Raw genomic sequence first — 20730 nt, forward strand, 5'->3', positions numbered from 1 at the left:
AATTAATTATTTAAGAATAAAAAAATCTGCTAAATCTGCGAGAAAATGAAAATAATAGATTCTTCCTTCGTAAAAATGACAGAATATTGTATTAGGATAAATAAAATAAGAATTAAAAAATGAACACAGATAAAATAAGACAAGACATAAAAGGATTATCAGACGGAAAAATATTCTTAAATAATGCAGGTTCTTCTTTAATGCCTCAAGTAGTTTTAGATTCCATGATTAATTATTTACATCAGGAAGAACAATTCGGAGGATATGAAGTTGCAAACAGAAATGCGGAATTATTAGAGCAATTTTACGATGAAACAGCAAAACTGATCAACTGCAAATCTTCTAATGTTGCATTTGCTACAAGTGCTACAGATGCTTATGCCAAGGCGTTGTCGAGCATTGTTTTTAAAGAACGGGATGTTATTATCACCACCGTTGATGATTATATTTCCAATCAGATCGTATTTATTTCACTACAGAAAAAATTAAATGTAAAAGTCATAAGAACGAAAAATCTTTCAGATAATGAATTGGATCTGGAGGATTTGGAACATTTAATCAAAGAATATCGTCCGAAATTGGTTGCGGTTACTCATATACCGACAAATTCCGGCTTGATTCAAAATGTGGAAAGTGTAGGTAAAATCTGTCGTCAGTATGATGTTTTGTATTTGGTTGATGCCTGTCAGTCTGTGGGTCAATTGGAGGTAGACGTTGAAAAAATTGGCTGTGATTTTCTGACGGCAACCGGAAGGAAATTCATGCGGGGTCCCAGAGGAACAGGGTTTTTATATGTTTCGGATAAGGTTTTAGAGCAAAATTACGCCCCATTATTGTTGGATATGAGAGGGGCAAATTGGTCGGAATTCGATGATTATGAATTATTTAAAACAGCCAAAAGATTCGAGCACTGGGAAATTTCTTATGCATCTTTATTAGGATTAATGGAAGCTACAAAATATGCGAATGCTGTAGGAATGCAGGAAATTGAAAATTACAACAGAAAATTATCAGAAAAATTAAGGCAAAACCTTAAAAATAGTAGGTTTAACGTTTGGGATTGGGGCAATAATCTGAGCAGTATCGTGACTTTTTCCGGTCCGGACGGAGATCTTGAAAATATTCAAAAAGTCTTGAAAGAAAATAATGTTTTCTTTTCTGTGACTTATAAAAATTCTGCATTAATTGATTTTACAAATAAAAATATCAATGGAATTGTGCGATTGTCACCACATTATTTCAATACTGTGGATGAAATTGAAAAAGTTTCTGAGATTTTGAAAAATAGCTTAAAATAATTCGAAATGCAGATGCTTCGACAAGTTCAACATAAGATCACTACAAAATGACGGTTAGTATTAGGAATGTCATGCTGAGCCTGTCGAAGCATTTTAAGTAAACCATTTTACTGGCTCACAAATTACTTTTTCACCAAAATTTTATCTGTAGCCTTCAGGCTTAAAATTTCCTGTTTTCCGTCAACTTCAACGGTAATCGACTGGTCAAAATTCTCAATTTTAATGATCTTGATTTTCTTGTTCAGGAGTAATTTACGCTCCGTAAGATAATTCAGAAAAGCATCATCTGAGAGTGTGACAGACGCAAAAATCACAGTTTCACCGATTTCACAATTGCTTAATTTCTGTAAATCCTGTGCGATAATGTTTCCGTCTTTATCGGGGATAGGTTCTCCGTGCGGATCAAACTTGGGATGATCAAGAATTTCATCCATTTTATCAAAAAAAATCGTAGAATGTACGTGCTCGAGCTGTTCTGCAATTTCGTGTACATTTTCCCAGCCGAAATTCATTTTTTTCACCAAAAACATTTCCGTAAGCCTGTGCTTTCTTACAACCAAAGCAGCTTCACGCCTTCCTTTTTCTGTGACAATCAGTGGTTTATAGGTTTCGTAGATCACCCAGCTTTTCTCTGCAAACTTCTTCATCATATTGTTCACGCTCGGCATTTTTACGGACAAAAATTTGCTGAGCTCATTGATTGTAACCTTATTTTCATTGTCAACCAGATGAAATAAAGCCTTCAGGTAGTTTTCTTCCGTAAGTGTTGTTTTCAAAATGTTAGATGTTTTTCATTACAAATCTAACAAAATATTATTAATTATTTGTGCTTGTTCGTGTTACTTTTTTTAATTTTACTCTATGAAATTTTCATTTAAAAACGACTATTCAGAAGGTTGTCATCCAAATATTTTACAAGCACTTTTACGCCACAACCTCGATCAGCAGGCAGGATACGGAGAAGATGAATATTCTTTGCAAGCCAAAGAATTAATTAAGGAAAAAATTAAAAAATCCGATTCGGACATCTATTTTGTTTCCGGGGGAACGCAGGCGAATTTAATTGTTATTTCCTCTGTTTTAAGGCCCTATCAATGTGCAGTTTCGGCATCTACAGGACATATTTTAAACAACGAAACCGGAGCCATAGAAGCAACCGGACACAAGATTTTAAGTATTGAAAAAGAAGACGGAAAACTCACTGCCGAAGATATTATTCCGGTATTGGAAAGCCATAAAAATGTACCACATCAGGTGATGCCGAAATTGGTGTATATCTCCAATTCTACGGAGCTGGGAACGATTTATACTTTAAAAGAACTTGAGAAATTATCTGCTTTTTGCAAAGAAAATGATCTGTATCTGTTTATGGACGGCGCGAGGATGGGGCACGGTCTTACCTCGGAAATCAGCGATTTGACGTTGGAAAAAGTTGCCGAACTTACAGATGTTTTTTATTTGGGCGGAACCAAAAACGGAGCTTTGATCGGAGAGGCGATTGTTATTAATAATCAGGAACTTCAGCCGGATTTTGCTTTTAATATTAAACAAAAAGGAGCTTTGCTGGCGAAAGGAAGATTGTTGGGAATCCAGTTTTTGGAACTGATGAAAAATGATCTGTATTTTGAGTTGGCCAAACATGCGAATCAGCAGGCAATGAAAATCAAAAATGCAATGAAAGAAAGGGGAGTAGAGTTCCTTTCTGATACCTACACCAATCAGATTTTCCCGATTTTAAGGAACGATTTAATTCAAAAATTATCGGAAAAGTTTGAATTTTACGTTTGGAAGAAAATTGATGAAAATTTTTCAGCAATCCGTCTCATTACATCATGGAATACGGAAGATGAACCCGTCAATGATTTTATCGAAATTTTAAAAAGTGAATTATAAAAAAACAGCCTGATTTTCAGGCTGTTTTTTATTTAAAGTTTGTCATTAAATGAGTTGAAAATTATTTCAAAGCTTTCGCAACTGTATTACAATCAGCTACTTTCAGACTTCTTCCGCCTTCGTATTTGATTTTCTTTTCGTTGGCATATTTTGTTCCGGTTTCGGCATCTCTTTCACCGATTCCTTCATTCAGACCGTCCTTTGTCTGGATAAAATAGATGTCATTTTTGTTGCCTGTTTTTCCCTCGGAAGCAAATTCGTACGTAAGTTTAAGGGTGTCCCCGGATTTAAAACCTGTTAAATCCCCTTTGTTACTGTCTTTTTCACTGTTTTTGGTTGCCATTTTTCCGGTAATCGTTCCCAAATTGTCATCAATGGTCACATACACCGTATCTTTCCCCGTCACGCCCATGTAGCAGAAGGATTTTGCACCTAAAGTATCCACCACAGGTTGTGTAGCCATGGTAGTATCAGCGGGAGCTTTATCTGTAGATGAAACCTCCTTTTTTTTATTACAATTCAGCAAAAATACTGATAATGAACTTAATAAGATTAATTTTTTCATATCCTTGTTTGTTATAGTTAAGTCAAATTTCGATAATGCTAAATTAGTAATACTATTTCTATATGAGAGCAGATTAGGTATAAATAAAAAATTAATTTTCAATTTAATTAAAAATTTAAAGATTGAACTTGTAAAGACTTTTTTATTTTAACCACAAAAGTGACAAAAGATTAATTTTCTATTTAATTAAAAACAAGAACACATAAGTTTTAAAAATATTTGATCTTATTTAAGCTAAGAAAATGAGTCACAAAAACTCATAACTCATTAACTTATAATTTATAACTTATAACTTTTTACACTTTAAGGCATCCCCGAAAACCTCTGGCGGCGTAATAAGAATCTGCGCCGTTGTGATAGGTGAAAATAGTATTATAGCGGCGGTCACAGAAAATGGCACCTCCCAATTCACGAATATTTGCGGGAGTTTTTACCCAACTTGAAGTTTTTAAATCAAATTTTCCCAGTTCCTGAAGCTGTCGGTATTGGTCTTCTGTCAACAATTCAATGCCCATTTCTGCGGCTTTGTCGATGACGTTACTTTCCGGTTTATTGGCTTTTCTCGCTTCCCAGGCCTGATAATCGTAGCAAAGGCTTCTTCGTTTCGGGCTTTCCGGTGAGCAGTCGAAGAAAATATATTCGTCTGTTTTTTTGTCATAGCCAACTACATCGGGATCGCCTTCAGTTTCTTCCATTTCGTTTAATGACCAAAGTTTTTCGGGGCTTTTCTCCAGTTTTGCCTGAATTTTATCCCAGTTTAGCCCTTGATGACGGCTCATATTTTTCTCAAAACGTGTTTTCAGAACCTTCAAAAGCTCTTCGTTTTGTTCTGCAGTTAGTTTCTTTTTGCTCATATCAAATGTTGTTAAGTGGTTTGAATATTTGAAATTTTTCTGTCAGCAGGTCTAAAATACCAGGAAATTAACACTAAAACAAGCAGTAAAAACGGAGGAAATGTTTTTCCGATCGGATCTCCGACAATGATGTGCGAAGCAACGGCGCCCGACATCAGGAAGAAAAACCCGGCATAAGCCCATTCCTTTAATAATGGTGTTTTCGGGATTAATGTAGCGATCACGCCTAATATTTTCCAGACTCCGATGATGGTCATGAGATAAGCAGGGTAGCCAAGATTGGTGAAATTGGCGAGTTCATCTTTGTTTTTCATGAGCTGGACAATGGCGGTTGAAATCATTCCCAGCGACATCCAAAGGGTGAAAATCCAATAGATGATTTTGTTTCTTTTTTGTGATTTGTTTGGTGTTTCCATTTTTTTATAGTTTAAATTTTTAATCATTTAATCCTTTCCCATTAAGAATTTCCGGAATGTATTTTTCAATTCTTGATTCTCTGGTTTTGGATTGTTTTGCGGAAGAAAAATGGAGTAGATAAGCTCTTTGTCTTCCGGGTGTTAAAGCTTCAAATGCTTCTTTTAGTTCATGATTTTCATCCAGTTTCTTTTGAAATTCATCCGGCATTTCAAATTCTCTGGTTTTCTTCATTTCAACTTTTGCTCCTGATTCTTCAATTTCAGCAGCTTCAAACATATAGTCTTTAAGAACTTTCTTTAAATCAATGATTTGCTTTACATCGGTGAAACGGATTTGTCTTGCAGCCTGCACATTTTCAGTCTGTTGAATTAAAATATTTTCAGGATCTTTCATCAAAGCACCTTTGAAAAACAGGAGTGCACAATATTCTTTAAAACCGTGAATTAAGAAAATATTTTTCCCCTGATAGGTATAGCATGGGCATCCCCATTTCAAATCTTCCTCAAGTTCGGTATCGAGGGCAATGGTTCTTAATTTTTCAAATTCTTTTTGCCATTGTTTGGCTTTATCAAAGAAGAAATCAACTTTTGGATTCATGATGATGAATAAATTAATTAACTTTTAACTTCCTTAGAAACAACTTCCTGTAAACGGTTGTGCGCCATGTTGATACCCTGTGCAAAAGGAAGTTTCAGCATCTGGTCTCTGAAATCAACGGATTTGTAGATGGTGTGAATGGTGATTTTGCTGGTATCATCCGAAAGTTTTTCAAATTCTATATAGTCAAATTGAACGGGAAAAGGAGTGTTTTCCATCTGGAAAGTCCTGGTAATATTCTGATTATGAATGACTTCGTGAATTGTTCCGTTTGCTCTGAAAACCACGTCACCATGCTGATTTGAAGTTTCAAACTGGTAGCTGCCGTGCTGCTTATTTTCTAGCTTTAAAACCTTTGTTCCCATCCATTGTTCAACGATTTCGGCATCTGTATAGGCTTTAAAAAGAAGGTCTACAGGTAAGTCAAACTCCCTGGTAATGAAGATTTCCTGTTTTCCGTCTTCGGCGTGAATTTTTGTTTTAAGTTCCATATTTGTTATTTTTTGTTTGATAATTTTTCATAATATTTTCCAGCGCATTGAATCTGTCGTCCCACATTTTGCGGAAAGGTTCTATAAAATCGGCAATTTCTTTCATTTTATTTGGATTTAGGTGATAAATGATTTCACGACCGTTTTGTTCGGGCTTCAACAATTCACATTCTGTAAGGATCTGGAGATGCTTTGAAACGGTAGGTCTTGCGGTATCAAAATTGGAAGCAATAGCACCGGCAGTCATCGATTGTGTCGCGACCAGCATCAGGATTGATCTTCGTGTCGGATCGGCTATGGCCTGAAATACATCTCGTCTTAAATTCATTATGTAGCTATTTGACTACAAATTTATATGAAGTTATTTAACTACGCAAGTTTTATTTTAAAAATTTTTGATTTAAAATATTCGGATATGGTTTTAATTTTAAAATATATAAGATTATCGGTGAAATAAAATTGTACAGCGGATTTTCAGCGATTAGGAATTATGAGGTTTGTATATAATAGGAACGGGCTTTAGCCCGTTTTCAAAAGATTAAAACGAATTCGGCTTTAGCCGAAACCTGAAATTATAAGTTTTGTTTAAAGTCAGCCGTAATATTTCAAACTGAAAAATTAAATATTCAAACAATTTTAAAAAATAAAATTTTAAAAGATTCTCAACAGTTAAAAATTTAAAATATAAAAAAAGTATGATTATAAGAGATTATAAAAGATTATTATAAAAAGGAAATTATATAATCGATTCTCAGCAATTTGAAAACACAGAAATGGGTCATATTTTAAACCTCTCTTATATCGGATAAATAAAGATCCTATAATTTATATTATGTTAAATTGAATATGTTTCCGGTTTGTTATATTGCTTGTAATTCGTGTATTTATCTTGTATCAAATTAAGTTGATAAATTATGGCTATAAATTAAATCCGGACAAAACGAATATCTAAGTTGAAACTTCCATTTATTACAATATTTTCATTAGAGTTTAAATTCAAAAAAAAATTCTACACTATAATCTTGTGTAGAATTTCAACCAAATGAACATCTAAAAAGTAAGAAATCTGTTTCTATGGAATTTATTCGTTCTCAGCTTAAATAATATTTTAAGTGAAAATGTCATGCAGAATGAATCCAGAAATTTGAATTAATAAAAAAAGGGAGCCGACAAAAGAACTATCAATTTTGTCAAACTCCCAGAAAAAGGATGATACTTTGCCTAATTTATTGGTAAATTACTTCCTTTGTTCAATTGCAGATGTACATAACTTATCAGTCAATTTTAATTTCTTTTACCTCTCCTTTTTGCGGGTTTGCTTTCGTCAGACTGATGTTTAGCAATCCATCCTGATACGTAGCTTTGATCTGATCCTCAGAAATATTATCTGGCAAACGGAAACTTCGTGAAAATGAAGATGTGGAGAATTCTTTTCTTAAATAATTTTCTTTTTCTTCGGTATGTTCACTGCTTTTTTTCGCACTTATTGTAAGCAATCCGTTTTCATTGGCTACTTTAAAATCTTCTTTTTTAAAGCCCGGAGCAGAAACTTTTAATTCGTAGGCTTTATCTTTGTCAATAATATTAACAGTCGGATACATACTTTTTGAAAAAAGTGGCTGGCTCAGGAATCCATCAGTATTCCAGAAATCTTCTACGATTGATTTTAGTGACGGAAATGTGTTGATTTTTTCTAAGGTTTTCATAATAAAATTATTTTAGATTAGTTGTCCAAAATTAGGACGACAATAACTTTTGAACGATGACAATAATTACAATTTGAAATGATCTTCATCACCCTTCCCTTTCCTGTCTCCCATCCTATTTGTTTTCGATTAAAAACAAAAATTAAATCCCTTTTTTTGAGAATTGGAAAAAATGAGGCTAGCTCAATCTGGTTATTATAAGCTTTCTGTAGATTAATTTTATTTAGCTGACTAGCATCACATTTCGGTGTGATGATCATCATTTTTTTCTTTATGTGGTTTGATGAACTTTGGTGTGCTTAATTATTGATAATTAAATATTTATTAAAAGTATACTGCCATGATCAAGGTAAAAAAAGAAGGTGTCATCCTGGAAAAAACCAACCACGGATTTGAAAGTTCAGGAGTTTCAAACCCGGCGATTTTGAGTGAAAATGGTACGGTTCATATGTTTTACAGGGCGGTGAGTAAAGATAACTACTCTAGCATCGGCCATTGCAGATTAAAAAAGCAAGTAACCGTTGAAGACCGAAAGGAAATTCCAATTCTTTTTCCACAATACGAATATGAAAAGAAAGGCATAGAAGATCCCCGTATTGTAAAAATTGAAGATACATATTATCTTACCTACACTGCTTACGATGGCATAAATGCATTAGGCGCATTGGCGACATCGAAAGATCTGGTGACCTGGGAAAAGCGAGGGCTTATTGTGCCGCAATATTCTTACGAAGAGTTTAGATATTTAGCAGAATCTCAAGGAGAATTAAATGAAAAATATTTCCGGTTCAACGGGAAATATATTGTCCCAAAAAAGTTTGGAAAAAAAGTGCTCCTTTGGGACAAGAATGTGATACTTTTTCCGAGACGTATTAATGGAAAGTTTTATTTCTTACATCGGATAAAGCCGGATATCCAGATTGTTTTTGTAGAAGATCTGAGTGAGCTTACCCATAATTTTTGGGATAATTTTTTCCTTATGTTTAGTGATCATCTTCTGATTTCTCCAAAATATGATCATGAAGTAAGCTATCTGGGCGGAGGCTGCCCTCCTGTAGAAACCACAGAAGGCTGGCTGCTGATTTATCATGGAGTTCATGATACCGTAGATGGCTATGTATACTGTGTTTGTGCCGCATTATTAGATCTGGAAGATCCTACACATGAGATAGCCCGTTTACCCTATCCTCTTTTCAAACCGGAATATGATTATGAACGGTGCGGATTAACGAATAATATCTGTTTTCCCAGCGGTGCTCTGGTTTGTGAAGATACGCTTTATATATACTATGGTGCTGCTGATGAACGCGTTGCCTGTGCTTCAGTTTGTCTTTCTGAATTGTTAAAAGAACTAATTACTTATAAAAACTTGCCAAATGAAAAATAGATTAAATATGAAAAAAAGATTACGAGACGCATCCTTTGCGAATGCCGTGCTAAAAAAGAAAGTGCCACAGTGGTTGATGATTACCACATTTCCTCCCAGAGAATGCGGCATTGCAACGTATACACAGGATTTAATCAAAGCCATCAATGATAAATTCACAGAATCTTTTGATATCAAAATATGTGCATTGGAAAACGAAGCACATGAATATAACGGAGATGTCAATTATATCCTAGAAACAGCCAATCCTGAATCATATCGTGAACTGACCGAAAATATCAATTTGTCTGATCAAATCGAATTGGTAATCCTGCAGCATGAGTTTGGTTTATTCAGAAATAATGAAAAAGAATTATTACAATTTTTAAACTCTGTAAACAAAGCTTTGGCTGTGGTATTTCACACCGTTTTACCAAAACCGGAGAAAGAAATAAAACAGTATATCCAAACTATTGCGGCACTTGCAGATAAATTAATAGTAATGACTAATTCTGCCAGGGAAATACTAGAAAACGATTATGAGATTGCAAAAGATAAAATTACAGTCATTTCGCACGGCACCCACCTGGTAGAACATATCAATAAAAATACTTTAAAGAAAAAATACGGTTACCAGAACCGAAAAATACTTTCAACATTTGGTCTTCTGAGTTCCGGGAAAAGTATTGAAACAACACTTCATGCATTACCCTCGATAGTTGAGCAACATCCTGATGTTTTGTTTCTTATTATCGGAAAAACACATCCCTGCGTAGTCCAGCACGAAGGTGAAAAATACAGACAGAGTCTGGAGTTGCTGGTGGATAACTTGCAATTAAATTCAAACGTTGCCTTTGTCAACGAATATTTACCGCTTGAAGCATTATTAGAGTATTTACAGCTTACGGATGTTTACCTGTTTACTTCAAAAGATCCCAATCAGGCTGTGAGCGGTACTTTTTCCTATGCAATAAGCTGCGGATGCCCTATCATCTCCACTCCTATTCCGCACGCCCTCGAAGTGCTGCAAAACGGAACCGGAATTATTATAGACTTTGAAAATCCTTTACAGCTTTCCCAACAGGTAAATAAATTATTAAATGATGAAGAGTTGAGAAATAATATTTCCTTAAACGGCTTACACCAAATGGCTCCTACTGCTTGGGAAAATTCGGCAATTGCTCATGTACAGCAGTTTAGAAAAATTTTAGATTTTAATGTAAAGCTGCAGTATAAAATACCGGAAATCAATCTGAATCATATCAAAAAAATGACGACCAGCTTCGGAATCATTCAGTTTTCGGTTATAAATCATCCGGATAAAGATTCGGGATACACTGTAGATGACAATGCCAGAGCGTTAATAGCTATGTGTCAACATTATAAAATCTTCGGAACAGCAAGTGACCTAAAGTATATCACGATTTATTTTAATTTTATTTCCTATAGTTTTCAGGAAGGATGCTTTTTAAATTATATTAATTTCCAAAAGGAGTTTACAGCACAAAATAGCGATTGCAATCTGGAAGACTCTTTTGGAAGGGCTATATGGGCTTTGGGATATTTGCTTTCTCTTCAAGACATGATCCCGGAAGACTTGATCAGGAAGGCACAGGTGTTATTTAACAAAGCTGTTTTGCAGGCTTCCGACATTCATTCTACACGAGCTATGGCATTCATTATCAAAGGACTTTATTATGCTGGCCTGAAAAATAATTCTTTACAGAACAGGCTTGCCATTGAAGAATTGGCAGACCGCCTTGTGCAGATGTACAGACACGAAACCGATGACACGTGGCAATGGTACGAAAGTTACTTAACTTATGCTAACAGTGTAATACCGGAGGCTATGCTAATGGCCTGGCTTACGATCAGGAAATCAGTATACCGATCAATTGCAACAGCTTCGTTTGATTTTCTGATATCAAAAATATTTTCCCAGGACGCGATCAAAGTAATTTCTAATAAGGGCTGGATGCATAATAACAGGGAAATTGATGCAGCTCATAAAGGCGGGGAACAGCCTATTGATGTAGCTTATACTATTATAGCATTAAATGAATTTTATACTGTATTCAAAATTGAAAATTACAAGCAGAAAATGTTTGTTGCGTTTGAATGGTTTTTAGGCAATAACCATTTAAACCAAATCGTATACAATCCTTGTACCGGCGGATGTTATGATGGTGTTGAAGATACTTACATCAACTTAAACCAGGGTGCAGAATCTACCATCAGTTATTTAATGGCCCGGCTGGTTATGGAAAAATATGCTGTACCGGTAAAAAGCTATGCAGCAAAACGCAATAAGACAGAAAGAGCTTTTCATTAAAACATAATCTTAACCTTTAAACATTTATTAACCTCAAAAAATTTATTAAAATGAAAACAAATGCAGAACTACAAAGAGATGTTCAGAAAGCACTTCAATGGGAACCATTGTTGCATTCAGCAGAGATAGGTGTGACTGCCAAAGATGGTATTGTTTCCTTAACGGGTGTGGTAGACAGCTACGCAAAAAAGATGGAAGCAGAAAATGCCGCCAAAAGAGTATCCGGACTGAAGGCTTTGGTAGAAAATATCGAAGTGAAATTCCCAAACTCACTGTATAAAACCGATGCCGAAGTGGCAAAAGAAGTTCTTAATGCTTTGAAAGCAAATTATTCTATTCCGGATGACAATATCAAAGTAAAAGTTGAAGACGGCAAGGTTACCTTAGAAGGCGAGCTTCCTTGGAATTATCAGAAAGAAGAAGCAGGACAAGCCATAAAATACCTTATCGGTGTAAAAGGTGTGATCAATAACATTAAAATTAAATCTGAAGTAGATGATGAAATTCAGAAAAAAGATATTGAAGATGCCCTCAGAAGAAGTACCATTGACGATAGTGAAATTAAAGTATCCGTATCAGGAACGACGGTAACGTTAACAGGAACCGCCAATTCATGGTATCAAAAAGAAGAAGCGGGACGTATCGCCTGGAAAACTCCGGGAATTTGGAATGTGAGAAACGAATTGGAAATCGATTACGAATATTTCTTATAATTAAATTTTATCATTAAGTTAATTAAATGACCTGTGGAGCTTTTCGCAGGTCATTAAAAAATACCACTTATTTAAAATCATTCTTAATGAAACATTTCATAATTTTGATGTAGTGAAAAAGTTGATTTCCATACTGTTGTTGTCTTTATATTTGGTTTCTACAACCGAATTGTATCAGTTGTTAAAAATTCCGACACTGATAGAACATTATTGGGAACACAAAGCCTTAAACCCGGAAATGACACTCACTGCATTTCTGAAAACACACTACGATCACCCGGTAAAAGACAAAGATTACAGTAAAGATCAAAAATTGCCTTTTATTATTCATTCGGCACCTCTTGCACTAGTTTTTACGATGAGTCAGGGGTTTCATTTTGAAGCCGGAAATGAACAGTTTAGGCAAATAAAGTCTCACAAAATCCCATCTTATGACGAAGATTTTTGTTACAGAGGTTTTCTAAATTCTGTCTGGGAACCGCCGAGACATACATTTTCATAGTAAATTTCATCTTATTTGATTACCGTAATCAAACAACTTTTCCTATACTGAACTTATTTTCAGTGTATGGATATTTATAAAAATTAATTTAAATCATTATAAATTTTTAGATAATGAAAACAATACTTTCAGCCATATTGATGGTTGTGTTTTCTATTGGTATTCAGGCGCAGAGCCGTTTAGAAAATGCCAAAAAGCAGGCAGCAGAAAACAATGAGCTTATTTTGCTCAATTTTTCCGGGTCAGACTGGTGCATTCCGTGCATCAAGCTTCATAAAAATATCATTGAAACAGAAGATTTCAAAAAGCTGGAAACGGAAAACGTGATCGTTTACATCAATGCAGATTTTCCCAGAAATAAAAAGAATCAGCTTTCTCCTGATCTGAAAAAAGAAAATGCATCTCTTGCCGATCAGTACAACCCGAAAGGGCTATTTCCCTACACGCTCCTCCTGAGTCCGGAGGGGAAAATCCTGAAAAGCTGGGAAGGGCTTCCTTCTGAAAATGTACTGGCTTTCAGCAAAGAAATCAGGGATATAAAAGATCATCAAAAACAATAAAAAAATGTTGAGAGAATTCAAAAGACCTCAGAAACTGATGGGGAACGCTTTTGAAATTACCGTCGTAAGTGATGATGAAAAAGCCGCGAATCAGCACATTGATGATGCCATTCAGGAAATCCGGAGAATCGAAAAATTGCTGACGACTTTTAATGAAGAAAGTCAGACCTGCCTTATTAATCAGAATGCAGGAATTCAGCCTGTAAAAGTAGATCGGGAGGTATTTGACCTGATAGACCGGAGCATCAGAATCAGCAGTATTACAGACGGATATTTCGATATTTCCTATGGCGGAATCGACAAAAGTTTCTGGAATTTCGATCGCGAAATGAAGCATCTCCCCGATCCCGCGCTGGTAAAAGAACACTTAAAATTGGTCAATTACAAAAATATTCTCCTCGATCGCGAAAATCAGACCGTTTTCCTCAAAGAAAAAGGTATGAGAATCGGTTTTGGAGGCATCGGGAAAGGCTATGCCGCCGAAATGGCCAAAAGGCTGCTTCAGGAAAAAGGAGTAAGTTCCGGCATTGTAAATGCTTCCGGAGACCTTACCACCTGGGGAAATCAGGCGAACGGAAAACCCTGGACCATCGGAATTGCCGATCCCGACAATGCAAAACTGCCATTTTCTTATATGAATATCACGGATATGGCTGTGGCAACTTCAGGAAACTACGAAAAGTTTGTCATCATCGATGGCAAAAAATATTCGCATACCATCAACCCGAAAACAGGAATGCCCGTTTCAGGAATAAAAAGTGTCACCATTTTTTGCCCGAACGCCGAAATTGCCGATGCTATGGCAACTCCCGTGGGTATCATGGGAACCGACGCTGCATTGCATCTCATCAATCAGATCAATCATCTGGAATGCATCATTATCGATGATCAGGACAACATTTATTCATCTCAAAACATCAATTTAAAATGAAAAATTCAACAAAAAATAATAGCGTTATTCAATATGTATTTGGGCAGCTTTATCCGTCTTCCACTCCCGCTTTTTTGCTCGTTCCTCGCAAAAAGAGCTCCGTTCAAGCCGGGCTGCAACGTAGCGCCACATCAGGAATATTTAGTATTAAAACAATGGCGGTTGTATCTGCAATCATGATCATTCCGTTTTTACATTCCTGTACCGTGGTAAAAGAATACGAAAAAAATAAATTAAACGATGCCGAAATGGTACTCGGAAACAGAACCATCGAAAAAACCGAACTGAGCTTTCAGTCATACAGAGAAGGATCTTCAGGAGCCAATGCCGGAAAAGTTGGCGGCGGATGCGGATGTAATTAAAAATTAATTGATTAGAAAAAAATGAAAAAAATCATCATAAGTATCCTTGCCCTTTTCGGATTTCTCAACGCAGAAGCGCAGGAAAATACAAATAACGAACAGCCTAAAAAGCTTAGCCTAGATGAAGCCAATCTGGTATCAAGCTATTACCGTCAGGACGGAAACAATTCTGCCGTTACAGGAGGAATCGGGTCTGAGAAGCTTACAGACATTTCCAACACCATCGATGTAACCATGGTGAAATACGATAAAAAGGAACGAAAAAACAAATTCAATTTCAGTGTAGGAATAGATCATTATACATCAGCATCTTCGGATATGATCGATCTTAAAGCCAATTCATCAGCCTCTCACGCAGACAACAGAATTTATCCCGCACTAAGCTGGAGCCGCGAAAATGAAAGCAAAGGAACCACCCTGATGGCGGGCGTTTCGTTTTCTACAGAATACGATTACCAGTCTTACGGTGCCAATATCGGTTTTGCCCAAAAAACAGCCAACAGGATGGGAGAATTTACGGCCAAATTTCAAGCTTATATCGACCAGGTAAAGCTAATTGCACCTATCGAACTGCGTCAAGGAGGAGTCACAGATGGCGAACACGAAAGCTACGGAACAAGCGGAAGAAATACATTTGCCCTTTCATTATCATACACTCAGATCATTAATCAGAATTTTCAGGTGGAGTTTCTGGCAGACGGAGTTCAGCAAACCGGCTATTTAAGCCTGCCTTTCCACAGGGTTTATTTTGCGGATAATTCTGTGCATCAGGAAACGTTGCCGGATAGAAGATTTAAACTTCCTTTGGGAGCCAGAGCCAATTATTTTCTGGGTGATAGAGTGATTCTGAGAGCATATTACCGGTATTACACCGATGATTGGGGACTGAAATCAAATACCTTCAGCCTGGAAACTCCTGTGAAGATCTCACCTTTTATTTCGGTAAGTCCGTTTTACAGGTATTATTCGCAGACTTCAGCCAAATATTTTGCTCCATATCAGCAACATACAGCGTTTGATGACTATTACACCAGTAATTATGACCTTTCTAAATTTGACAGCCATTTTTACGGAGCCGGAATCCGTTTCAGTCCGAAGAACGGTTTGTTTGGCATAGAACGTCTCAATATGCTGGAAATCCGATACGGACATTATACAAAATCTGTGGGAATGAAATCTGATATTATTTCATTAAATTTAAGATTTAAATAAATTGTATGAAATTATTAACCATGATTTTAACTGCTTTAATCTGTTCAAATGTTTTTTATGGACAGATTAAGGCAGATTCTTCAGTTTCCGAAGATCACATTTCTGAATACAAGGATAATATTTACAAACCCAATTATAAAAAACTGATCGTACCGACCGTTTTTATTGGATATGGCGTCATAAGTTTAACCTCAGACGCACTGAAAGACCTCAACAGATCCACAAAATATGAGATCGGAGAACATCAGCCAAAAAAGATTAAACTGGACAATTATACCCAATATTTACCTGCAGCAATGGTGTATGGCTATAATCTCACGGGAATAAAAGGAAAGCACAATTTTAAAGAAAGAACAATCATTTATGGGACTTCCCAATTGATTTCCGCGGCGTTTGTACTGCCTTTGAAGCACATTATAAAAGAAGAGCGACCTGATGGATCGAATTCTCTGTCATTTCCTTCGGGCCATACTGCTACAGCTTTTTCATCCGCACATTTTCTTTTCAGGGAATATCAGGATGAAAACTTCTGGATGGCAATTTCAGGATATCCTGTCGCTGTTTTTACGGGCGTCTACAGAACATTGAATGATAAACACTGGGTGGGAGATGTAGTTGCCGGAGCCGGATTCGGAATTCTGAGCACAGAGCTGGCATATTGGCTGTTTCCCATTATTAATAGGATGTTTAATAAAAAAGATGCTAAAAGTTTTGCCCTCATATATCCTGTTGCGGAACCTAAAAACTTTGGAGCTGGGTTTGTTTTAAATTTTTAATAATTTAATAAAAACTGTAATTATGTATCATCAATTAGAAAAACATTACGTAAACCGGGTTGGCTGGCTTCGTGCCGCTGTTTTGGGAGCTAATGACGGATTGCTTTCCACAACCAGTATTGTGATCGGTGTGGCAGCAGCTAATACTGAGCGAAATACCATTATTCTGGCTGCTTTGGCCGGAATGATAGCCGGTGCAATGTCTATGGCTGCCGGAGAATATGTTTCCGTAAGTTCCCAGGAAGATACCGAAAAAGCTGATCTTTTAAGAGAAAAAAGAGAGCTCGAGGAAATACCGGAAATCGAACTGAAAGAACTTGCTAAAATTTATGAAAAAAGAGGCGTAAGCAAAGAAACGGCATTGCAAGTTGCTACCGAGCTTACGGAGCATGATGCTTTGGGGGCGCATGCTCACGACGAATTAGGAATCAATGAGATCACTCAGGCAAAACCTTTTTTGGCTGCCATTGCCTCATTTGGTTCGTTTGCTCTCGGTGCTTTGCTTCCTTTTGCGGTTTCTTTGCTGGCTCCGATTAAGCAGATGGTATACTTTCAATACGGATTTTCTATTATTTTCTTAATGATTCTTGGCGCAATTTCAGCAAGAACGGGAGGTTCCAAAACCGGAATTGCAGTGCTGAGAATTTGTTTCTGGGGAACAGTAGCTATGGGAATAACCGCTTTGATAGGACATTTTTTTGGTGTCACGGTTGCTTAATTTTAGTTTTTATTAATTATTTAAAAGCTTTTCCAATTCATCTATAAATCCTGCCTGTGCGGGATTTATTCTTTTTTTGGCTTCCTCCGAACTGAACCATTCCCACGCGTCTACTTCCGGGATTTCAAGCATCTTCCCTGCTTTGGGTGGCCATTCTATCATGATGGTGTTGCTTTGGAGATCAGACATTTCTATTTCTCCTTCCACAGCCCAGGCATAGATTTTTTTTCCGCTTTTTTGTTTTACAGGCGATAATTCTATGAATTTTCCCTCGATTGTTTTTCCTGTTTCTTCTTTAAACTCAGTTAAGGCTCTTTCCAAGAGGTTTTCATCGGGCAAAGCTTCTCCTTTGGGGATCGACCAGGCGCCTTCATCCTTATTTTTCCAGAAAGGACCGCCGGGATGAACCAGAAAATAGAGATTATCATTCTTTTCTTTTTTAAATACTAAAATGCCCGCGCTTATTTTCATTAGCTTTAATTTAGCTCTAACTAAAATAAAGTAATTTCCTCATCTTTCCTCATAATTTTCACAGGGATTTGTAATTCTGACTGAATTTTCACCCGTAATGCTTCCAACGGAGATGGTTCGCCATGTACAAGCATGATCTGTTTGGGCGGATTTTGATATTTTTTGATCCAATCTATAAGTTCCGATTGGTCTGCGTGGGCAGATAATCCTGTGATTTCAACGATATTGGCTTTTACGCGGTAATATTTACCATGCATTTTAAGCTCATACGACTTATTGAGTAACGCTCTTCCACGCGTACCTTCTGCCTGAAAACCTACGATGAAAACCGTGTTTTTGCTGTTTCCTATATCATGTTTAAGATATTCGAGCACTCTCCCACCGGTGATCATTCCGCTGCCTGCAATGATGATCTTGCTTTGTTTATCATGCACTATTACTTCTGTTTGTTCATAATCCCGGTTGATGGTGATGGTGTCGAGAATCTCAATCCATTTTTGTTGGTCTATATTGGTGTAATCTGCATATTCAAGCACGATATCTGTCGCCGCTGCGGCCATCGGACTATCGAGTATGATCGGAAGATTTTTAGGTATTCTGTTTTGTTCTTTCAGCTGATAAAGGATATAGATGATTTCCTGTGCCCTTCCTACCGCAAAGCTTGGAATGATGATATTTCCTTTGTTTTTTACAGTTAAATTAATCCAGTGTTCCAGCTCATCGTAAAGGTTGGCGCTATCATGAAGCCTGTCTCCGTAAGTGGATTCCATGACCAGAAAATCGGCCTGGGTGAAAAAATCCGGGGCAGGTAAAACAAAGCTGTGATTTCTCCCGATATCTCCTGAAAAAATAATTATTTTATCATAACAGGTAACCTCAACGGAACAGGCTCCTAAGATATGTCCGCATTGTTTAAATCTGATATGAATATGATTGCTTAATTTAATTTCCCTGTTTTCTGCAACGGTAAAAAACTGTCTGAAAGATTTTTCCGCATCATTGATGGTGTATAACGGTTTTGCAGGATGATGCTTTGAGTAATGGTGTCTATTGGCCTTTTCGGCATCTTCTTCCTGTAATTTGGCGCTGTCTAATAAGATAAGTTTGGTTAATTCCCGGGTGGGCTCGGTCATGTAGATTTTACCTTTAAAACCATTTTTTACTATAAGGGGAATATAGCCGCAATGATCCAGATGAGCATGGGTAAGGATAATGGCATCTATCTCTGAAACGTCTGTATTTAAGTTTTCCCAATTCTGTTCCCGTAAAAATTTTGTTCCCTGAAACAATCCGCAATCAATGAGTACGGTAAGTTTTGGTGTTTTTAAAAGATGTTTGGATCCGGTTACGGTTTCTGCACCGCCCAATGATTTTAAACTAATAGATTCCATAATGAAAGTGTTTAGATTATGAATTCAAAGTTAAAATTGAAATAATTTTCAAGCGATGATCTTCATTTCCTTTCAGAATGATCCTTATCACTTTTTTCCCATTCATCAAGGATGTCAATAATTTGAAAAGCCTTTGGTTTTTGATCAGAATTTTTAATTTGAATAAATGTAAACCCCTTGTTTTTAATTAATGAAGTTTCGGCTGGAGACAGTTCATCAGAATCAAATAGTAAATATTTTATATTGAGGGAGCTTAATAGTTCAATGATTTCGGGTGAAATATGGTCTGTAAGGATCACAACGTCTTTCGAATCAGCGAAATAAACAGTCGTTTCATCCAAAGGCGATGTGATAATCGTAATTTTATGTTTTTTACGATTAGCCAGGGCGAGAAGCTTTTTATCTTCCTGATTGATATTGTAAATAATTACTTTCATACCTTCTGTTCATCGATCAAATGTACTGAACAAAACAGAGGCAGCGAATGTGTAAGATCACGATAAAAAATGATAGAAATTAGTTTTTTAATTTTTGAAGGCGGGTCATATCAAGAATGATTATTTTACTCGCATTTCTGTCTATTAATCCCTCTTCTTTAAAATCGCTCAGAATTCTGCTTACTGTTTCAATAGCCATTCCGGCCATCGAAGCAAGATTTTCTCTGGAGATCTCAAAACCTTGATTATCGGGATGTTTCGTATGTAATTTAATGAGTACTTCTGCCATACGTTTTCTTACGGAAAAATAGGCAAGCTGCAGGAGCTGTTCTTCATGATTGACGATATTTTGGGCGAGAATTTTAATGAATTTATTAGCCACATCAGGATATTTATACAACAGCTGGTCGATGACTTCTCTCGGTACGGAGCATAAGGTGGCATCTTCCAATACTTCAGCCGTTTCCTTGTATTCCCTACCGGTAAATAAAGAAGTGATCCCGAAATAATCTTCCGCCTGGAAAACCCCTGTCATCAGCTCTTTTCCTTCGTCCGTCATTTTGGTGGTTTTTACCGAACCCGATAGTATCAGATAGATTGCATTGGCCGTATCTCCTTCATAATAAATGACCTGCTTTTTTTTCATTAATTTAATTTTCCTTTCATCAAATGATTTTTTCAGTTCATCAAGCCCGTGGGAATCTTGGAACAAATTAGTCATTTGAGTGAGGTTTTCGCTATAAATTTTTGTCTGGCGTTCCTTTTTTTTCAGTCTGCTTTCTATGGCATTTAAAAGTTCTATATCATCGAAAGGTTTGGTAAGATAATCATCAGCACCCATTTCAATGCCTTTTCTTATCTCGGCTCTGTCGGTTTTTGCTGTAATGAAAATAAAGGGAATTAATGCTGTGTCGTCCCGTTTGCTCAGAAGGTGCAAAACGCCGTACCCATCGAGTTCGGGCATCATGATATCACATAATATAATATCCGGAATATGTTTGATGGCAAGTTCTATTCCCTGTTTCCCATTCAATGCCTGAAATACCTCATAATTGGCAAGTCCGAGAATTTCTGCGGTGCTTTCACGGATGTCGTCATTATCTTCAATGATCAGGATGCGTATTTTTTCCATCTGAGT

24 protein-coding genes are annotated in these 20730 nt (G+C 36.5%); 12 read left to right on the forward strand and 12 right to left on the reverse strand.

Annotated features, from left to right (window positions below; genetic code table 11):
* Positions 1-119 precede the first annotated feature (119 nt).
* Positions 120-1298, forward strand: a complete 1179-nt coding sequence (locus BMX24_RS06075) for an aminotransferase class V-fold PLP-dependent enzyme (protein WP_089791156.1) — start codon at positions 120-122, stop codon at positions 1296-1298.
* A 122-nt stretch (positions 1299-1420) separates the two neighbouring features.
* On the opposite strand, the gene BMX24_RS06080 is transcribed toward BMX24_RS06075, so the two are convergent.
* The gene (locus tag BMX24_RS06080) at positions 1421-2074 is read right to left on the reverse strand and encodes a metal-dependent transcriptional regulator (protein WP_089791157.1); all 654 of its coding nucleotides are present in this window, start codon (positions 2072-2074) and stop codon (positions 1421-1423) included.
* Between the two features lie 85 nt (positions 2075-2159).
* On the opposite strand from BMX24_RS06080, the gene BMX24_RS06085 reads away from it, so the two are divergent.
* Positions 2160-3191, forward strand: a complete 1032-nt coding sequence (locus tag BMX24_RS06085) for a threonine aldolase family protein (protein ID WP_089791158.1) — start codon at positions 2160-2162, stop codon at positions 3189-3191.
* A 61-nt stretch (positions 3192-3252) separates the two neighbouring features.
* On the opposite strand, the gene BMX24_RS06090 is transcribed toward BMX24_RS06085, so the two are convergent.
* The 7 genes from BMX24_RS06090 to BMX24_RS06120 all read right to left on the reverse strand — a co-directional run bounded on the left by BMX24_RS06090 (position 3253) and on the right by BMX24_RS06120 (position 7821).
* A complete protein-coding gene (locus BMX24_RS06090; protein ID WP_089791159.1) occupies positions 3253-3756 on the reverse strand; it encodes a hypothetical protein in 504 nt (167 codons plus the stop codon).
* A 296-nt stretch (positions 3757-4052) separates the two neighbouring features.
* Positions 4053-4610 (reverse strand): DUF4256 domain-containing protein, encoded by a 558-nt coding sequence (locus tag BMX24_RS06095; protein WP_089791160.1) that lies wholly within the window; start codon positions 4608-4610, stop codon positions 4053-4055.
* Positions 4611-4621: 11 nt separating this feature from the next.
* Positions 4622-5026 carry a DoxX family protein gene (locus tag BMX24_RS06100; RefSeq protein ID WP_089792774.1) on the reverse strand — a complete coding sequence of 135 codons (405 nt, stop codon included), beginning with the start codon at positions 5024-5026 and terminating at the stop codon, positions 4622-4624.
* 19 nt (positions 5027-5045) lie between these two features.
* Positions 5046-5624 carry a YdeI/OmpD-associated family protein gene (locus BMX24_RS06105; RefSeq protein ID WP_089791161.1) on the reverse strand — a complete coding sequence of 193 codons (579 nt, stop codon included), beginning with the start codon at positions 5622-5624 and terminating at the stop codon, positions 5046-5048.
* A gap of 17 nt (positions 5625-5641) precedes the next feature.
* Complete coding sequence (locus tag BMX24_RS06110; protein WP_089791162.1) at positions 5642-6115, reverse strand: SRPBCC family protein; 474 nt, start codon at positions 6113-6115, stop codon at positions 5642-5644.
* Positions 6105-6443: an ArsR/SmtB family transcription factor gene (locus tag BMX24_RS06115; RefSeq protein ID WP_089791163.1), complete on the reverse strand. Its 339-nt coding sequence runs from the start codon at positions 6441-6443 to the stop codon at positions 6105-6107. The genes BMX24_RS06110 and BMX24_RS06115 overlap by 11 nt, the downstream gene beginning before the upstream one ends.
* Before the next feature lie 946 nt (positions 6444-7389).
* Positions 7390-7821: an Hsp20/alpha crystallin family protein gene (locus BMX24_RS06120; RefSeq protein ID WP_089791164.1), complete on the reverse strand. Its 432-nt coding sequence runs from the start codon at positions 7819-7821 to the stop codon at positions 7390-7392.
* A gap of 340 nt (positions 7822-8161) precedes the next feature.
* On the opposite strand from BMX24_RS06120, the gene BMX24_RS06130 reads away from it, so the two are divergent.
* The 10 genes from BMX24_RS06130 to BMX24_RS06175 all read left to right on the forward strand — a co-directional run bounded on the left by BMX24_RS06130 (position 8162) and on the right by BMX24_RS06175 (position 17293).
* Entirely contained in the window at positions 8162-9208 is a 1047-nt protein-coding gene (locus BMX24_RS06130) for a glycoside hydrolase family 130 protein (protein WP_089791166.1), read from the forward strand.
* Complete coding sequence (locus tag BMX24_RS06135) at positions 9198-11519, forward strand: glycosyltransferase (protein ID WP_089791167.1); 2322 nt, start codon at positions 9198-9200, stop codon at positions 11517-11519. Before BMX24_RS06130 ends, BMX24_RS06135 begins: the two co-directional genes overlap by 11 nt.
* Before the next feature lie 50 nt (positions 11520-11569).
* Positions 11570-12232 carry a BON domain-containing protein gene (locus tag BMX24_RS06140; RefSeq protein WP_089791168.1) on the forward strand — a complete coding sequence of 221 codons (663 nt, stop codon included), beginning with the start codon at positions 11570-11572 and terminating at the stop codon, positions 12230-12232.
* A 112-nt stretch (positions 12233-12344) separates the two neighbouring features.
* Positions 12345-12734: a hypothetical protein gene (locus BMX24_RS06145; protein ID WP_089791169.1), complete on the forward strand. Its 390-nt coding sequence runs from the start codon at positions 12345-12347 to the stop codon at positions 12732-12734.
* 113 nt (positions 12735-12847) lie between these two features.
* Entirely contained in the window at positions 12848-13294 is a 447-nt protein-coding gene (locus BMX24_RS06150; protein ID WP_089791170.1) for a thioredoxin family protein, read from the forward strand.
* A gap of 4 nt (positions 13295-13298) precedes the next feature.
* Positions 13299-14225 carry an FAD:protein FMN transferase gene (locus tag BMX24_RS06155; protein WP_089791171.1) on the forward strand — a complete coding sequence of 309 codons (927 nt, stop codon included), beginning with the start codon at positions 13299-13301 and terminating at the stop codon, positions 14223-14225.
* Positions 14222-14587, forward strand: a complete 366-nt coding sequence (locus BMX24_RS21500) for a DUF4266 domain-containing protein (RefSeq protein WP_394332533.1) — start codon at positions 14222-14224, stop codon at positions 14585-14587. Before BMX24_RS06155 ends, BMX24_RS21500 begins: the two co-directional genes overlap by 4 nt.
* 21 nt (positions 14588-14608) lie before the next feature.
* Complete coding sequence (locus BMX24_RS06165; protein ID WP_089791172.1) at positions 14609-15799, forward strand: DUF3570 domain-containing protein; 1191 nt, start codon at positions 14609-14611, stop codon at positions 15797-15799.
* A gap of 5 nt (positions 15800-15804) precedes the next feature.
* Complete coding sequence (locus tag BMX24_RS06170; RefSeq protein ID WP_089791173.1) at positions 15805-16575, forward strand: phosphatase PAP2 family protein; 771 nt, start codon at positions 15805-15807, stop codon at positions 16573-16575.
* A gap of 22 nt (positions 16576-16597) precedes the next feature.
* Entirely contained in the window at positions 16598-17293 is a 696-nt protein-coding gene (locus tag BMX24_RS06175) for a VIT1/CCC1 transporter family protein (protein ID WP_089791174.1), read from the forward strand.
* A gap of 12 nt (positions 17294-17305) precedes the next feature.
* Here the strand turns inward: BMX24_RS06175 and BMX24_RS06180 are convergent, their stop codons facing one another.
* From BMX24_RS06180 to BMX24_RS06195, 4 genes are all read right to left on the reverse strand, one after another.
* Positions 17306-17764, reverse strand: coding sequence for an NUDIX hydrolase (locus BMX24_RS06180; RefSeq protein WP_089791175.1), 459 nt, complete (start codon positions 17762-17764; stop codon positions 17306-17308).
* Between the two features lie 20 nt (positions 17765-17784).
* Positions 17785-19155 (reverse strand): MBL fold metallo-hydrolase RNA specificity domain-containing protein, encoded by a 1371-nt coding sequence (locus tag BMX24_RS06185; RefSeq protein WP_089791176.1) that lies wholly within the window; start codon positions 19153-19155, stop codon positions 17785-17787.
* Positions 19156-19217: 62 nt separating this feature from the next.
* Positions 19218-19592 (reverse strand): Rossmann-fold NAD(P)-binding domain-containing protein, encoded by a 375-nt coding sequence (locus BMX24_RS06190; RefSeq protein ID WP_089791177.1) that lies wholly within the window; start codon positions 19590-19592, stop codon positions 19218-19220.
* Positions 19593-19671: 79 nt separating this feature from the next.
* On the reverse strand, positions 19672-20724 hold the full coding sequence (locus tag BMX24_RS06195) for a response regulator (protein ID WP_089791178.1): 1053 nt from the start codon (positions 20722-20724) through the stop codon (positions 19672-19674).
* Between the last annotated feature and the right edge of the window lie 6 nt (positions 20725-20730).

The sequence above is a fragment of the Chryseobacterium wanjuense genome (assembly GCF_900111495.1).
Classification (GTDB): Bacteria; Bacteroidota; Bacteroidia; order Flavobacteriales; family Weeksellaceae; genus Chryseobacterium; species Chryseobacterium wanjuense.

Coding starts and splice junctions, on each gene's coding strand:
- BMX24_RS06075 (WP_089791156.1), top strand. CDS start 120: ATGAACACAGATAAAATAAGACAAGACATAAAAGGATTATCAGACGGA.
- BMX24_RS06085 (WP_089791158.1), top strand. CDS start 2,160: ATGAAATTTTCATTTAAAAACGACTATTCAGAAGGTTGTCATCCAAAT.
- BMX24_RS06090 (WP_089791159.1), bottom strand. CDS start 3,756: ATGAAAAAATTAATCTTATTAAGTTCATTATCAGTATTTTTGCTGAAT.
- BMX24_RS06095 (WP_089791160.1), bottom strand. CDS start 4,610: ATGAGCAAAAAGAAACTAACTGCAGAACAAAACGAAGAGCTTTTGAAG.
- BMX24_RS06100 (WP_089792774.1), bottom strand. CDS start 5,026: ATGGAAACACCAAACAAATCACAAAAAAGAAACAAAATCATCTATTGG.
- BMX24_RS06105 (WP_089791161.1), bottom strand. CDS start 5,624: ATGAATCCAAAAGTTGATTTCTTCTTTGATAAAGCCAAACAATGGCAA.
- BMX24_RS06110 (WP_089791162.1), bottom strand. CDS start 6,115: ATGGAACTTAAAACAAAAATTCACGCCGAAGACGGAAAACAGGAAATC.
- BMX24_RS06115 (WP_089791163.1), bottom strand. CDS start 6,443: ATGAATTTAAGACGAGATGTATTTCAGGCCATAGCCGATCCGACACGA.
- BMX24_RS06120 (WP_089791164.1), bottom strand. CDS start 7,821: ATGAAAACCTTAGAAAAAATCAACACATTTCCGTCACTAAAATCAATC.
- BMX24_RS06130 (WP_089791166.1), top strand. CDS start 8,162: ATGATCAAGGTAAAAAAAGAAGGTGTCATCCTGGAAAAAACCAACCAC.
- BMX24_RS06135 (WP_089791167.1), top strand. CDS start 9,198: ATGAAAAATAGATTAAATATGAAAAAAAGATTACGAGACGCATCCTTT.
- BMX24_RS06140 (WP_089791168.1), top strand. CDS start 11,570: ATGAAAACAAATGCAGAACTACAAAGAGATGTTCAGAAAGCACTTCAA.
- BMX24_RS06150 (WP_089791170.1), top strand. CDS start 12,848: ATGAAAACAATACTTTCAGCCATATTGATGGTTGTGTTTTCTATTGGT.
- BMX24_RS06155 (WP_089791171.1), top strand. CDS start 13,299: ATGTTGAGAGAATTCAAAAGACCTCAGAAACTGATGGGGAACGCTTTT.
- BMX24_RS21500 (WP_394332533.1), top strand. CDS start 14,222: ATGAAAAATTCAACAAAAAATAATAGCGTTATTCAATATGTATTTGGG.
- BMX24_RS06165 (WP_089791172.1), top strand. CDS start 14,609: ATGAAAAAAATCATCATAAGTATCCTTGCCCTTTTCGGATTTCTCAAC.
- BMX24_RS06170 (WP_089791173.1), top strand. CDS start 15,805: ATGAAATTATTAACCATGATTTTAACTGCTTTAATCTGTTCAAATGTT.
- BMX24_RS06175 (WP_089791174.1), top strand. CDS start 16,598: ATGTATCATCAATTAGAAAAACATTACGTAAACCGGGTTGGCTGGCTT.
- BMX24_RS06180 (WP_089791175.1), bottom strand. CDS start 17,764: ATGAAAATAAGCGCGGGCATTTTAGTATTTAAAAAAGAAAAGAATGAT.
- BMX24_RS06185 (WP_089791176.1), bottom strand. CDS start 19,155: ATGGAATCTATTAGTTTAAAATCATTGGGCGGTGCAGAAACCGTAACC.
- BMX24_RS06190 (WP_089791177.1), bottom strand. CDS start 19,592: ATGAAAGTAATTATTTACAATATCAATCAGGAAGATAAAAAGCTTCTC.
- BMX24_RS06195 (WP_089791178.1), bottom strand. CDS start 20,724: ATGGAAAAAATACGCATCCTGATCATTGAAGATAATGACGACATCCGT.